At 64.4% G+C, this 14,133-nt stretch carries 13 protein-coding genes; 3 read left to right on the top strand and 10 right to left on the bottom strand.

Annotation, left to right across the window (positions count from 1 at the left end; translation table 11 throughout):
• Positions 1-98: 98 nt before the first annotated feature.
• On the bottom strand, positions 99-905 hold the full coding sequence (locus J2Y68_RS18390; protein WP_309995502.1) for an SDR family oxidoreductase: 807 nt from the start codon (positions 903-905) through the stop codon (positions 99-101).
• Between the two features lie 160 nt (positions 906-1,065).
• On the opposite strand from J2Y68_RS18390, the gene J2Y68_RS18395 reads away from it, so the two are divergent.
• Positions 1,066-1,497 carry a universal stress protein gene (locus tag J2Y68_RS18395; RefSeq protein ID WP_309995504.1) on the top strand — a complete coding sequence of 144 codons (432 nt, stop codon included), beginning with the start codon at positions 1,066-1,068 and terminating at the stop codon, positions 1,495-1,497.
• Between the two features lie 67 nt (positions 1,498-1,564).
• Here the strand turns inward: J2Y68_RS18395 and J2Y68_RS18400 are convergent, their stop codons facing one another.
• From J2Y68_RS18400 to J2Y68_RS18430, 7 genes are all read right to left on the bottom strand, one after another.
• Positions 1,565-3,241, bottom strand: coding sequence for a thiamine pyrophosphate-binding protein (locus J2Y68_RS18400; RefSeq protein WP_309995506.1), 1,677 nt, complete (start codon positions 3,239-3,241; stop codon positions 1,565-1,567).
• Positions 3,238-4,014, bottom strand: coding sequence for a cyclase family protein (locus J2Y68_RS18405; RefSeq protein ID WP_309995508.1), 777 nt, complete (start codon positions 4,012-4,014; stop codon positions 3,238-3,240). Before J2Y68_RS18405 ends, J2Y68_RS18400 begins: the two co-directional genes overlap by 4 nt.
• Positions 4,015-4,021: 7 nt before the next feature.
• On the bottom strand, positions 4,022-5,653 hold the full coding sequence (locus J2Y68_RS18410; protein ID WP_309995510.1) for a phytoene desaturase family protein: 1,632 nt from the start codon (positions 5,651-5,653) through the stop codon (positions 4,022-4,024).
• A gap of 25 nt (positions 5,654-5,678) precedes the next feature.
• Positions 5,679-7,406: a flavin reductase gene (locus tag J2Y68_RS18415; protein ID WP_309995512.1), complete on the bottom strand. Its 1,728-nt coding sequence runs from the start codon at positions 7,404-7,406 to the stop codon at positions 5,679-5,681.
• Positions 7,407-7,433: 27 nt separating this feature from the next.
• The gene (locus tag J2Y68_RS18420) at positions 7,434-8,672 is read right to left on the bottom strand and encodes a styrene monooxygenase/indole monooxygenase family protein (RefSeq protein ID WP_309995513.1); all 1,239 of its coding nucleotides are present in this window, start codon (positions 8,670-8,672) and stop codon (positions 7,434-7,436) included.
• Positions 8,673-8,708: 36 nt separating this feature from the next.
• Positions 8,709-9,497 carry an SDR family oxidoreductase gene (locus J2Y68_RS18425; RefSeq protein ID WP_309995515.1) on the bottom strand — a complete coding sequence of 263 codons (789 nt, stop codon included), beginning with the start codon at positions 9,495-9,497 and terminating at the stop codon, positions 8,709-8,711.
• Between the two features lie 120 nt (positions 9,498-9,617).
• Positions 9,618-9,767 (bottom strand): hypothetical protein, encoded by a 150-nt coding sequence (locus J2Y68_RS18430; protein WP_309995516.1) that lies wholly within the window; start codon positions 9,765-9,767, stop codon positions 9,618-9,620.
• 160 nt (positions 9,768-9,927) lie between these two features.
• On the opposite strand from J2Y68_RS18430, the gene J2Y68_RS18435 reads away from it, so the two are divergent.
• Positions 9,928-10,896 carry an AraC family transcriptional regulator gene (locus J2Y68_RS18435; protein WP_309995518.1) on the top strand — a complete coding sequence of 323 codons (969 nt, stop codon included), beginning with the start codon at positions 9,928-9,930 and terminating at the stop codon, positions 10,894-10,896.
• Positions 10,897-10,908: 12 nt separating this feature from the next.
• Here J2Y68_RS18435 and J2Y68_RS18440 read toward each other — a convergent pair whose 3' ends face one another.
• Positions 10,909-11,610, bottom strand: a complete 702-nt coding sequence (locus tag J2Y68_RS18440; protein ID WP_309995520.1) for a FadR/GntR family transcriptional regulator — start codon at positions 11,608-11,610, stop codon at positions 10,909-10,911.
• 77 nt (positions 11,611-11,687) lie between these two features.
• Positions 11,688-12,491 carry an alpha/beta fold hydrolase gene (locus tag J2Y68_RS18445; protein WP_309995522.1) on the bottom strand — a complete coding sequence of 268 codons (804 nt, stop codon included), beginning with the start codon at positions 12,489-12,491 and terminating at the stop codon, positions 11,688-11,690.
• 129 nt (positions 12,492-12,620) lie between these two features.
• On the opposite strand from J2Y68_RS18445, the gene J2Y68_RS18450 reads away from it, so the two are divergent.
• Positions 12,621-14,123, top strand: coding sequence for a four-carbon acid sugar kinase family protein (locus tag J2Y68_RS18450; protein WP_309995524.1), 1,503 nt, complete (start codon positions 12,621-12,623; stop codon positions 14,121-14,123).
• Positions 14,124-14,133 lie beyond the last annotated feature (10 nt).

A 14,133-nucleotide genomic window follows, 5' to 3' on the forward strand; every position in this document is an offset into this window, starting at 1 on the left:
TCCTCATCGTCGTTCCTGAATCTTGAATCCGGCCCGCCAAGCAGGCCGTCCAAGCAGACTAGCCCACTGACCTCCGGGCGGCCAGAGCTTGCACGGGCCTAGCTTTCACGCCAGTCATTGCTGGTAATGTGCGAGCCTGCCTGGGGTCCCATCTGCAGCATTCCGCCATCCACCGGCCACGATGCGCCATTGACGTAACTGGATGCCGGGGACGCGAGGAAGGCGATGACCGCGGCGATCTCCCGGGCATCTCCCGGACGGCCCAGCGGAACCCCCGGCCGTTCCTTCGTGCTCGGATCCTCGTCTTCCTGGCCCGTCATGGGGGTCGCGATCTCGCCCGGCGCGACGTTGTTCGCGGTGATCCCGTGCTCAGCGAGTTCCAAGGCCATGGTTTTGATGAGCCCACCCAGGCCATGCTTTGAGGCATCGTAGGCCGAGGCGCCAACCCTTGGCTGGAACTCGTGCACGCTGGTCACCGCGATGATCCGCCCACCACGACCCGCCTTCACCATGCGCTTGGCCGCGGTTTGCATGGCGACAAAGGCCCCGTTGAGGTTGGTGTCCAGGGTGGACATCCAGGTGTCGTAGTCGAGCTCCAGGAACTTGGTGCCGTCGCCCGTGCCGGAGTTGTTGACGAAGACGTCGACGCCGCCGAGTTCATCGGCGAGCTTCTCGATGGCGGCAGCTGTTCCCCGGACGTCCGTAGTGTCCAGTTGCTGCACCGCGGCTTTGCGGCCCAACGCCCGGACCTCCTCCGCGGTTTCTTCCGCGCCCTGCTGGTCCGAGTGCCAGGTGACGCCTACGTCCATGCCGGCCTGGGCCAAAGCCACCGCGGTAGCCCGTCCGATGCCTGAATCCGATCCCGTGACGATGGCGGTCTGCGGGGAAAATGGTGCGTCGCTCATGGTCCTGCCTTTCGGTCGTGTGATCGTTCCGATGCCTTATCTCTACCCGGACCCGCCGCGCCGTAAACACCCGAGTCCCTGTGCTTATCCCGGGCAGATCAGGATGGAGTGTAGATTTCTTGCAGCAGCACCCAGTAAATCCCCAGAACCAGGAGTACTCATGTCAGAAGTAATTGTGGTCGGCGTCGACAACAGCGAAACGGCCAAACGTGCGGCAGTGGCAGCAGCGAAGCTCGCCACCGCGCTCGGTGCCGAACTGCACGTGATCAGTGGCTTCTCCGATGACCGCATCGAAGAATTCGGCAGCGGCAGCGACCGCATCACTGTCTCTTCGGCGGACTCGGCAGAATACGTTGCCCGCAAGGTCTCCGAGGAGCTGGACATTCCTGCCGCTAACGTCAAGTACTTCGCTGCACGCGGCACGCCGGCCAACGCCCTCATCAACTACGCCGAGGCCAACAACGCCTCGCTGATCGTGGTGGGCAACAAGCGCATGAAGGGCCTGGGCCGAGTGCTGGGCAGCATCGCGAACAGCGTGGCACACGGTGCTCCGTGCGACGTGTACATCGTGAACACGGACGTGGACTCTTAGGACCGAATTGAGGTGACAGAGGCCGTTGTGGATGCCCACAACGGCCTCTGCTGCTAAACCAGGGTACTTAGTGTCCTTGGAATGCCTCCGCCAGCCACCACGAGCCGCCGTCTGAGGCGATCTTGGCGTCGATGACCAGCGGCCGGTCCTGCGACCCGGCTTCGTAGGCTGCGATCCATGGGCGCACGGCGTCCAGATCCGCCACGGTCCTGACGGTGACTCCGTGAGCCCCGAAGCCACGGGCAATCGCGGCAATGTCGGTGTCCGGGAACACCACGCTGGACAGGTCCTCCGGGGAATGCTGCGACGCGAAGTGGTGTACTTCGGCCCCGTAGGCGGCGTCGTTGTAGACGATGCACACCAGCGGCAGTTTCAGCCTCGCGGCGGTCTCCAGCTCGCTGATTCCCATGAGGAATCCGCCGTCACCCGCGCCCAGCACCGGCAGGCGGTGCGGCTGGGCAAGCGCGGCGCCAATGGCTGTGTAAAGCCCCAGTCCGATCGCCTGAAATGCCTGGGTGAAGCAGAACCCGAACTCGTCCGGCACCGCGAGGTACTGGCTGGGATAGCCCATGAAGTTGCCCGAATCCACCGCGACGATCCTTTCCGTCGGAAGCATGGTGTCGAGCTCGCGGGTCAGCACGCGCGGATCAATGGACGTCGCCGTGGACAGGTCAGGCGTTTCGACGTCCCGCCAACGCGACCCCCGCTTGATGGCCAGGGCGTTGGCTTCGGTACGGTACTTCTCGGCCGGTTCGGCTTGCGCGTCCTTGAGAGCTGACAAGGTATCCACGGCAGCCAGCGCCGAATCACCCAGCACGCCCAAGGTGATGGGCCGGTTGGCGCCCAGGGCGGCATCTTCGACGTCGACTTGGACCACCTTTGCACCAGCAGAAATCAGCCGTCCGTGCCGCATGGTCCACATGTTCAGCGCGCAACCCCAACCCACGATCAGGTCCGCGCCGCTGATCAACTCCGCTGTCAGCGGTGAAGAGAACCCACCCGAAATCCCGAGGTTGTGCGAGTCGCCGTTGAACAGGCCATTGGCTACCGCCGACGTCGCCACCAACGCGCCGGCGTGCTGGGCCAGTGCGAGGATCTCGTCCCGGGCAGCCCGGCCACCGCGGCCCGCGACAAAGACCGGGCGTTCCGCCGCGGCGATCAGCGCCACCAGTTGTTCAACTGCGACAGCGTCCGGCCGCACCTTCAGCGGTTGAGGCACGACGACGGCACCCACCTCGTCCGCGGCCGTGCCACTTTGGATGTCCAACGGCAGGCTCAGGACCACGGTGCGGCGCTCGTTCACTGCGGTCCTGAAGGCCCGGAGGGTGTCCGCGACGGCTGTGGCGGGGGAGTGGATTCGCTCCGCAACTGCACCAACGCTGCGGGCCAGGGCATCCTGGTCGATCTTGAAGTTCGATCGGATGGCCGCGGCCTGGGTGTCGGCCGTGAGCACGATCATCGGAGTGTGGCTCTTGGCAGCCTCGCCAACCCCGGTAATGGCATTGGTGAGGCCGCACCCCTGGTGCGTAGTAACCACGCCCACTTTGCCCGACATTCGAGTGTAGGCGTCCGCCATGGTAGCTGCGCCGCCCTCGTGACGGGCCGCGGTGAACGGGACGCCGGACTCCATCAGCGTGCTGGTGACGTCGAAGTTTCCGGAGCCCACCACCCCGAAAACATGCCCGACGCCGAGCTTCGCCAGCGTCCGCCCGACGAGCGTGGAGACCCTAAGCTGCTCACTCATGCGCGCTCCACCAGCGCGTACACGCGGCTCGGGCTGCCCGTGCCACCGACAATAGGCAGTGGCGCGACCACCAGCGTGGCGCCTGTGACCGGAAGCCGGTCTACGTTCCGCAGCGAGGTCACGCCGTACTTGTCCGCCCCGAGCAGGAACGAGTGCACCGGGAACATCGGATCCAGGGTTCCGGCCTGCCCGGCATCAATGCCCACGGTCTCCACGCCGAAACCGCTGATCGAGGCGTTTCCGGCGAGCCACTTGGCACCTGCCGCAGAGACGCCGGGAGTGTGGGGTCCGGCGTCGTCCGCGTTGACGAAAGCCGCAGCGTCAGCGCCCCGGGCCGCCCAACCGGTCCGGAAGATGACCCAGCAGTTCTCCGGGAAAGCACCGTGCTCTTCCTGCCACTGCTCAAAGTGTTCGGGCTCCAGCAGGAAGTCCGGGTTATCCGCTACCTCGCGCGACTTGTCGATCACCGCGATGGGCCCCACCAGGCGGTGGGGTTCGATCTGGTCCACGGACTTGCCATCCTTGCCGGTGATCCAGTGCACGGGCGCGTCCAGGTGCGTTCCCGCGTGCTCGCCCACCGTGACGTCGTTCCACGCCCAAGCCGGTCCGGCGTCGTCGAAATTGCTCACCGGCGAGACCGACAGTCCCACCGTGTTCGCGAACGGTTGCGGCAGGTTCAGGATGGGGGTTTCGGAGCTGAGGGGAGTTGTGAGGTCGATGATCTCCACCGAGCCATTCGAAAGGGCTGCTGTGAGCCCGGCCAGAACAGACATTGTTCTCCTATCGCTTGCTTGGTTTAAGTGCTGCTTGAAGACGTGAAAATCGTGAAGCTTTGGTAGTCAGTTTTTGGGCGACCAAATGTCCCGAGCCACCGGAAAGGCCGGGCCCCGGGTGGGTTGACGCGCCAATATGCCAGAGACCTTCGACGGCGGTTTGGTGGCCTGCCGCCGCGGGGAACGGCCTCCAGAGCAGGTTTTGAAAGAGTTCAGCGGACCCTCCATAGGGGTCGCCTTTGACGGCGTTGGGATTGGCTGCGGACAAATCCGTGGGTGCAAGGATGTCTGAAGCGAGAACCGTGGCTTGGGTTCCCGGGGCGAACTGCTCCAAACGCGCCAGCACCCGATCCAGGTAGGCCTGCTTCAGCTCGTCCGTCCAGCCTTCGCTGACATCGAGCTTTCCCGCAGCGTCACCCACCGGAGCAAAGGGCACCTCCTGCAGCTGCAGCCACAGCGTGGCCTTGCCTTCCGGCGCCCGCGACGGATCCAGGACGCATTGCTGCCCCACCACCACAGTGGGTTCGGTGGGCAGCAGGCCGGCTTCGGCCTGGGCGCAGGCGATTCCCGTACTGTCCGAACCGTTGCTGATATGCACCAGTGGAACCCGGTTGAGCCGGGAATCGAGCCACTCCACAGGTTTGTCGAGGGCGAGGTGGATCTGCATGGCTCCGCGGCCGTTCTGGTACTTTTCAGCCGCCGCGGCAGCGGCGGCAGGCGGCCGGCGGAGGAGTTGGGTGTAGAGGGCCTGCGGTGAAACGTTCGCCAGGACGGTCCCGGCGGGGACCACGCCATTCGAGGTCCGAACTCCCTTAACCGATCCTGCGCCGACCAGGATCTCTTCGGCTTCAGTACCCAGCATGATCTGAACCCCGTTGTCGTCCAGGAGCGACTCGAACGCCGCAACAAACCGCGAAGCACCGCCCTTGACCACCGGAAGTCCAAAGCCGTGCATGCTCATGGCCATCACCGGCAGCATGACCCCGCCGGTCGCCTGGTCCGGGCCGAGCCCTGCGTGCAGAAGCCATGGTGACCACAGCTGGTCCGTTTCCCAGCCGTCAAAGCGGCTGCGGACATAGTTTCGGCCGCTCATCATCGAGTCCCTCATGAAGGCCTCCGTACCGGCAAGCCGGCCCCGCCGCAACGCCCCGAACGCGATCTTCGCGACCTCCTTGAAGGAACGGAGTTCTGCGGCAAAGGCCCCGAAGACAGTGCCGGCGTTGCTGCCCAGGTCATCCAGCATGTCCGAGTACGCAGCCTGGTCCGAGGAGACCTTGAATGCTGCGGCCGTTTCCGCTGGATCCCGGTGCGCAATCACCACGCGGTGCGTCCCCGTCGCCGGGTCCGTCGCTACGCTCGCCGTCACGGGCCCGGTGGTGTTGCAGTACTCCAAGCCCCTTGCCTGCAGTTCCTTGCCCAAGGTTGCGTAAGCGCCGCCGGAAACGAACAGGGGATGCCAGGAGGAGAAAGTGTCGTGGATGAAACCCGGCAAGGTCCGCTCGGACGAGTCGATGAAACCACCCAGCCGGTCCGAGCGCTCGATGATGCACACGCGCTTCCCGTCCAGGGCAAGCTCGGCTGCAGCGACCAGGGAGTTGATGCCCGAACCAACGATGGCGACGTCAACGGGATCGTTCATACGGAACCGCTCCTTTCAGGAGGTGTCAGAAATCCGGGTGGTTGGCTGTTGCGTGGTACTTGCCGGCATGGAACACCAGGGGGGCGCCGCCGTCGTGGTTGTAACTTTCCACTTCACCCACATAGATGACGTGGTCACCGGCATCATGCCGGGAGACCGTCCTGCATTGGAACGTGGCTACGGCCCCGTCCAGGAGCGGCACACCGGCGATGCCCTCGGTGGTCTCCGTCCCCGCGAACTTGTCCGTGGCGGGCGTTGCAAACTGGCGGGACAGGACGTGCTGCTCGCTGGCAAGAATGTTGATGGCGAAGTGCGTGGCATCCTCAAAGTCGCCCAGGCTGGGCGCCCGCTTGCTGGGGCACCACAGCACCAGAGGGGGTTCCATGGAGACTGACGTGAAGGAGTTCGCGGTCATGCCTACCTTCCTGCCATCGGCGGCAACAGTGGTCACCACGGTAACGCCCGTGGCGAACTGGCCCAAGGCGCTCCTGAAGTCCCGGAGGTCGAAGGCGGATGTGTCGTCCTCCTTCCGGGCTTGCATGAAGTCCGTGGCGGCCGTGGGGTCGAACCACCAAGGGTACGACGTGCGGGGATCATCGAAGCCGGCCACAATTCCTGCTGCCAGCGCAGGGTGTTCCGCGGCTTCGGCCAGGAGTGTCTTCTGGTGGTCCCTGCGGGGCTTGAGGAGATCGTTGGTCCACTCCACCGCCCACTGACCCCAACCGCGCCAGAACTCGTCGAAAGTGCGCTCCATCCATGCGCGGTCAAAGGGCTGCTGGCCGCGCCGAACGATCGAATCAAGGTAGTACTTGGCGGCCAGCGTGGCGTTGTTGGAACCTTGCCCGGTGAGGGGGTCGTTGAGGACCACGGCGTCGCCGAGGCCGAACACCAGGTGCCCGTTCCCGAGTTCCCCGACGGCGGATCGCACAGTAGGCGTGATGCGCCCCAGGAGCGTGGCCCCGCTGTCGGTCAGTTGCGCGTCGGCGAAGTTTTCGGCTTCATGCGGGAAGTGCTCGCGCAGGATCTGCAGGGAGCGTTCCAGCTGCTCTTCGGGGCTTCCGACGTCGGTCCAGCAGTCCATGGGACCGCCCACCACGCCTTCGAAAACCATCATGCGGCAGGGGCCGGAGACGGTCAGGCCCGGGAACGTAAAGAACTCGCCGACGCCGGGTGCCATGGACATGCGGATGGCGTCACCGGGCGTGTCCGTGCTGTCGGAGGACGTGACGTAGTTCAGGGCCAGGACCCGCTGCGGACGGTCGAAGGGCGACTTTGCCTTGTCCCGCGGAAAGATCTGGCCGATTTCGCCCTTGCCCGTGCTCACAATGACCAGCTCGTAGTCGCGGGCGAGTTCTTCGAGCCTGCGCGGGGTGACCTTCTCGATCCGGAAATCGCCACCGGCAGCCACGAACGTCTCAATCCAGAGGGCACTTTTGATCCGCTGGTCGATGGACCGGGCGGGGCCATCCAGGGGAGCTGCCCATTCGATGGGTTCTTCCGCGTCCACCCGGAGCTGGATGGAGGTGATGGCCGGGACTGCTCCGGATTCGTAGTATTCGGTGAGGGCGGTCCCCATCTGTGCCTCGGCATCCAGGGCCGTGGAGAACATGCACTGGCTGGACATGACCTTGCCCGTGCGGATCTGCGCGGCCGAGCGGTCGGACAGCAGCGTCACCTCATAGCCGTCCCGTTGCAGGCCAAGGGCCAGTTGGGCGCCGGACTCGCCGGCCCCGACGATTGCTATTTTTCGCATGGTTGAATCCTTGCTGGCAGGGGTGTGCTACAAAACTTTGGCGGTGGCGAGCTCGGCGAGGTAGCCGGCGGCCTTGTCGGGGTACATGAACCACTCCTGGAATTCCGGTGGATGGTTGAAGCCGTTCGCGAACCGGTGGGCGATAGCGGGTTCCTGGTTGGCCGCACCCAAAAGCTCCAGGACGTGCGGCGGTGGCGGGGCCAGGAGCGCATTGGTCCAGTGTGCAACGTGCTGTGCGTAATCCCAATAGCGCTCGAACGTGGCCTGCATGAACCCGGCGTCGAACGGACCGCTGTGTCGGACGATGGAGTCCAGGTACGACGCCGCGCATTTGCTCGCGTTGTTGGAGCCCTGACCCGTGATGGGATCGTTCAAAACCACGACGTCGGCCAGGCCCAGTACCTGCCGGCCGCTCGGCAACGTGGCGATCGGGTGCCGGACCGTGGGTGCGAACCGGCCTTGGAGGATGCCGTTGGGATCGGTGAGTTCCACATCCGAGGCGCGTTCGGCTTCCCACGGCAGGAAGGTCTGCAGGATCTTCTTGGAGTTCTCCAAGTGCTCTTCGGGCGTCAGGCCCTTCCAGGTGTCCATGGGACCGCCAGGCACGCCCTCGAAGACCATGATTTCGCATGGCCCGGTGGTGGTGAGTGCAGGGAAAACGAAGTACTCCCCAACACCGGGGATGAGGTTGAAAGACACCGCCGAATAGTCTTCCCGCGGCGTCAGGCCCTTCACGTAGGTCAAGGCCAACGCCCGTTGCGGTGCGTCATAGGTGCTGCGTTCGGCGTCGCGGGTGAAGAGCTGAGCGATTTCGCCCTTGCCGGCGGCCACGATCACCAGGTCCGAGTTCAGCGTGTACCTCTCCAGCTCTTCAACCCCCGCGTCTTCGAAGACCAGCTCGCCGCCGCGCCCGACGAACTCTTCCATGAAGCGCGGGAACTTCACCCGTTGGTCGATCGACTTGGCGTGATTGTCCAGGCGGGAGGCCCAACTGATGGCCTTCTCGCCCGGCACTTCGGGGTGGGGGATGGTGAATGAGATGCCGTCCACGGTGGGCGCGTCCGGCCAGAAATCCAGGCCCAGCGCCCGCTCATGCTCCAAGGCGTCATGGAAGATGCACTGGCTGGAGGCGACTTTGCCGTCACGGATTTCTTCCGGTGTCCGGTTGGAGATGGTGGTGACCTGGAAACCGGCGTCCAGCAGGCCGATGCCCAGCTGCAGCCCGGACTGGCCGGCACCGACGATGGTGATGTGGCGTTGAGTCATGATGGTGTCCTCTTCTGTTGGTTCGGATCGCGGATGTCAGTTCGCGGCGAGCAGTGGAATGGTTTCTTCGGCGCGCTCGGGCCCCAAGGCGGAGTAGCCGCCGTCGACCGCCCAATCGGCTCCGGTCACGAAACTGGCTTGGTCGCTTGCAAGGAACGCCACGACGTCGCCTACCTCGTGCGGACGGCCGACCCGCCCCAGCGCATGAAACGGGGCCGCGACGGAGTCTGTCTTTTCCAGGTTTCCGTTGCTCAGGGTGTCCATGATGTTGCTCCACACCCAGCCGGGGCTGACGGAATTCACCCTGATGCCGTCTGCCGCGAAGTCCACGGCCATGCTGCGGGTGATCTGGACCAGGGCTGCCTTGCTGGCCGGGTACAACCACCGGCCGGTCTGGGCCACGGAGCTGGAGATGGAGGTGAAGTTGATGATGGCTCCGTGCCCGGATTTTGCCAGGTGGGGCCGGGCCGTGTTGGCCGCCATTACCGCGCTCACGAGGTTGACGTTGAGGGCTTCGAGCCAGTCGGCCCTGCCGGACGCTGCGCCGTCGTCCTTGTAAGTGCAGGCGAGGTTCACCAGGATGTCCAAGCCTCCGTGCTCCCTGGCAGTGTTCTCTACGAGTTCCGTGACGGCGGCGTCGTCCGTGATGTCCGTGTGGGAGTAGTGGATACCTTCGCCCAGCTCCTTGGTGGCCATTCCGCCGTCGGGCGCTATGTCCGCAACCACCACGGTGGCGCCGGCATCCCGTAACGCGGTAACCACTCCCTGACCTACCTTGGTGGCGCCGCCGGTAACGATTGCCGTCCTGCCCTTCAGTGCTGACATGGCCAGACCTTTCCTTGGTGGATTGTTGCGGAATTATGACGTGCGTCATATTCGTTCTGGAAGCGACTCTAGATAGTGCGTGGCGGCGTGAATATCCGGTGAGCGCAGGCACTATCCGGATTACGCAGGTTCGTCCTCTTCTTCATGCCAGCCCACCCATGCCGCCGATGTGAGTCGCGTTTCCCTTGCCAGCAGCTCCGCGGCCCATAAATCAAAGTGGTTGAGGTCCCGCTCTTCGCGACGATCGTGTACGAGCTTGATGTTCTTCACTTTCCCCACGTGCCTTTCGAGCGTTGTTACGGTGCTGTGAGCTGGGTCATACTTGTCCTAAAAGCGACTCTAGACAGCCGCTGCACTCCGGAATATCCACATGGCGCGGGGATCATCCGAAAGGCGAAAGCTGCGAAAAACCCTGTGAAGTAGGTGGCAGATGGTGAGGATTCTTCCCCGGGACGTTCTACGGGGACGGCCGACAACGGCCACCAAGGACGTGGATGAAGCCCACGCGAAGATTGCCGAACTGTTCTGCAGCCATGAGCTGGCGCCTCGGACCAGGACATCCGCCGTGGACATGAAGTTGCGGTCCCTTCATCGGGCCGATGTTGGAATCGAGTTCCTGGACTACGGCGCGGACGTCCGAATCGACCCCGAGGGCCTGCAGGATTTCCACCTGGTGCAGATTCCGTTGGCGGGCCATGCGACCATGCAGGTGGGGTCCACCATCGTGGAATCCAGTCCCACGATGGCCAGCGTCCCGCCGATCGACAAGCCTTTTTCCATGAGCTGGGACGGTGGCAGCCCGCACCTGATCGTTTACGTGCGCCGACTGGCCCTGGAGCGCGTCGCCGGGCAGTTGTACGGCGAAAAAACCGTGGATCTGGGCTACGGCATGGACCTCAGTGGTGGGGCAGGTCGCGCCTTCCTGAGGGCCGTCGTCGAACTCCACGACGACATGATCAGCCGGCCACAGTCCACTGCACCGGAGTTTGTGCAGGGACTCATGGCTGACAGCATGGTGTCGCGTTTGCTCATGGCCATGGAACGCCCCGGTGACGATGTCCGCGATCCCGAAGCCGAGAGCAGGCTGGTGCGTGAGTGCCGTGAGCTACTGGAGCGCCACGCCTTCGAAGAGCTCACCGTCCCGGACATTGCAGAGTGCCTGGGTGTTTCCGTCCGGACCCTGCAGACCGCGCTCAGGGCGGAGACCGGTGCAACGCCCTCGGAGCTGCTGCGCAGCATCCGGCTGGACCGGGCGCGGGAGATGCTGCTCGAAGCCGACCCTCGCGAGCAGAGCGTCACGGCGGTGGCGGAGCTCTGCGGATTCACGCATCAAGGGCGGTTCTCGGCGCTGTACCTGAAAACGTTTGGCGAGTTGCCCTCGGAGAGCCTGCGCCGGTGACCCAAACGGGTCCTACGCCTCGAGCACGTACGTCTTCAGGTCGTCCAGCGTCTGCTGCATGTGGGCGTCCATGGCGAGTCGCGCTTCCTGGGAATCCCGGGAGGACAGGGCGGCGGCGATCTTCCGGTGGTGCGCGATTGCGTGTTCCTGGATTTCAGGGAAAGCCGAGGTTTCCGTTCGCCGGGCTTCAAGGACCCGGTGCAGCGGTTCGAACAGGACGGCCACAAACACGTTGCCGGAAGCATGGAGGATCACGTCATGGAAGGCGAGGTCTGCTTCCACGAAACCCGCCACATCATTGACTTCGTGCGCGGATTGCATCTTTTCTACGTGCTCTCTGAGGGCCGCGAGCTCATCGTCCGATATGCGTTCGGCGGCCAGTTCGCACGCGCCGGTCTCAAGCATCCGGCGCAGCTCAATAAGCTGGATGGCAGCCGCGGCGTCCTTGGTTCCTTCGGAAGCTGCGCGCAGGACTGCTTCGAGCGAGGCCCACCGATTCAAGGGGTTCACGAATGTGCCACGGCCTCGCTCCACGCTGAGGATCCGCTGCGCTTCGAGGGTTTTCATGGCTTCGCGCACGGTCATGCGGCTCACCTCATGCTTGGCGCTGAGTTCAAGCTCGCCCGGGACCACCGTTCCGGGCGGGAATTCGCCCGCCACAATGCGGTCCAGCAACTCGTCAGCGACGACGCCGACCAGCGACTTGCGTGCCATGTTTCCCCGTTTCCTGTCCTTCAGACCGCCCGGCGCCCTTGGGATTTTCCCGCGGGACCGGATGGATGTCAGACATCTTACGCTGGCGAGTGCCAGCTCGTTCTCCAAAACCCGTGTAACGCTTGGGCACATTCATCCGGCCGCTCCCAGTGCACGTTGTGACCGGCGTCGGGAATGGCCTTCAGCTGCCGGTTGCGTCCTACAGCCACGAAATCACGCATCTGGTCGATGGACCGTACCCGGTCCCCGGTTCCGGCGATCACCAACAAGGGCGCCTGGACGCGCCCGGGTACTGAAGGTCCGACGCCGGTCATGGCCGCCATCGCGCTGGCGGACAGAATCGCGAAAGGTACGTCGAAGCCTTTGCCCAGCCATGCCATCTCGTTGTCGGTCAGCGGCCCGTACCACGCATTCATGAGCTTCGCCTTGGTGGCCGCATCGAAGAATCCCTGCCTCAGCTGGGACACCAGGAGCTTCTTGAAGCCCTCATTTTGCGGCGCTGGAACCATGCCTACCAAGGTCACTGTTGCCACCAGTTCCGGCCTGCTGGCGGCCAGGGTCAGGGAGACGCTGCCACCCATCGAGTGGCCCACCACATGGACCGGGCGGCCCCCTCGGTCAGAGATGAGCGCCGCTACCGAAGCAGCGGCGGAGTCCAGGGTCCACTCGAAATCCTGTGGCAATTCCTCGCCGGGGTGATAGCCCGGGAGGTCCAGCACCCACACCGTCCGGCCGCCGTCGAGCAGTTTCTCCACCAGCGGTTCCCAGTACACCGAGCCCGACGCCCAGCCGTGGATGAGGACCACGGGAACCGGCTGACCTGCGGAAACTGTGGGCATGCGAACGTCCACGAAAGGTAGCGGAACCGCGCTGTCGGCCATGCTCCCAGCCTAGTGACACGCAGCACCTTGCACGGCGAAGAGCGGTGTGTCACACTAATTCAAATGTTAGATGTCTGACATCTTACATTCACCAAGCCGCTACAAAGATTTCCCACGATGGAGTGCACAGTGACTTTTGAAGCCGACGTTCTGGCCGCTTTCCCGGCGGAAGTCCAGATCCCTGCCCAACTGGTTGCCGACGCCGTTGCCGCGTCTGCTGCTGCCGCACCGAAGATCCTGGTGGTCCTCGACGACGACCCCACCGGCACGCAGTCCGTCGCAGACCTCGCGGTCCTCACCCGCTGGGATGTGCAGGACTTCACGTGGGCCTTCACCCACATCAGTGAAAACCACACCAAGCCTGCCGTCTACGTCCTCACCAACACCCGCAGCCTGGACCCCGCTGAAGCCGCATCCCGGAACGAAGAAGTCGTGCGCAATGCCTTGGCTGCGGCCCGGCTGGCCGGTTTGAGCATCGGATTCGTGAGCCGCAGCGACTCCACCCTCCGTGGCCACTACCCGCTGGAACCGGACGTCATAGCCGCCACCGTGGCCGCTGAAACGGGCGAGGCCACCGACGGCGTCGTCATCGTTCCGGCCTTCCCAGACGCCGGACGGGTCACCATCGGCGGCGTGCACTACATGAGAGGCGACGCCGGTTCGCTCACCCCCGTTGCCGAGACGGAATTCGCCAAGGACGCCAGCTTCGGTTTCGCCAATTCCGAGATGGCCAAGTATGTGGAGGAGAAGTCGCACGGCCGGTTCCCCGCCAGCGACGTGATCGTCCTGGACCTGAACATCATCCGCGCCGGTGCTTCCGCCCAGGACCCCACCATCTCCGCGAAGGCCATTGCCGACGCCCTGGAATCCGCCACCAACTCCACCCCGATCGTGGCCGACATCGTCACCGAGAACGACTTCCGTGCCTTGGCACTGGGTCTCGAAGAAGCCGAGCGCCGCGGCAAGAAGCTCCTCTACCGCGTAGGTCCGCCGTTCGTTCGCGGCCGCATTGGCCAGGAAGTCCGCACCGCGCTGACCTCCGAAGAGGCCTATGCGGGCAACACCCCCTCCGAAGCCGGTGGCCTGATCGTGGTCGGCTCCCACGTTGGTGTCACCACCCGCCAGCTCAACGACCTCACGGCCGCTCACAGCTCCGCACGGATCATCGAGATCGACGTCGAGAAGCTCATTGCCGGAACCAAAACTGCGGGCGAAGCGGAAGCTGACGCCTATATCGGAACCGTCGTGTCCGACGTCGTCGATGCCCTCCACCAAGGCGATGTCATCGTCCACACCAGCCGCCTGCTGATCAAGACCGACGACGCCGCAGCGAGCCTGGAGATCGCCCGCACCGTCTCGGCCGCGGTCGTGGCTGTCGTGAACCGCACCCTGAAGACCTTCCCTCCGCGGTTCGTCATCGCCAAGGGTGGCATCACGTCCTCGGACGTCGCCGCGCACGGCCTGGAAATTCGCCACGCCATTGTCCGCGGGCCCATGCTTCCGGGCATCGTCTCGCTGTGGGAGCCGGTGGACGGCCCCGCCAAGGGCATCCCTTACATCGTCTTCGCCGGCAACGTGGGCGACGACCAATCCCTGACGCAGGTCACCCGCAAGCTCAGCGCCACTTTCTAACAGCGAAAAA

Origin of the sequence: Paenarthrobacter nitroguajacolicus, assembly GCF_031455195.1 — a bacterium.
GTDB classification, from domain to species: domain Bacteria; phylum Actinomycetota; class Actinomycetes; order Actinomycetales; family Micrococcaceae; genus Arthrobacter; species Arthrobacter nitroguajacolicus_D.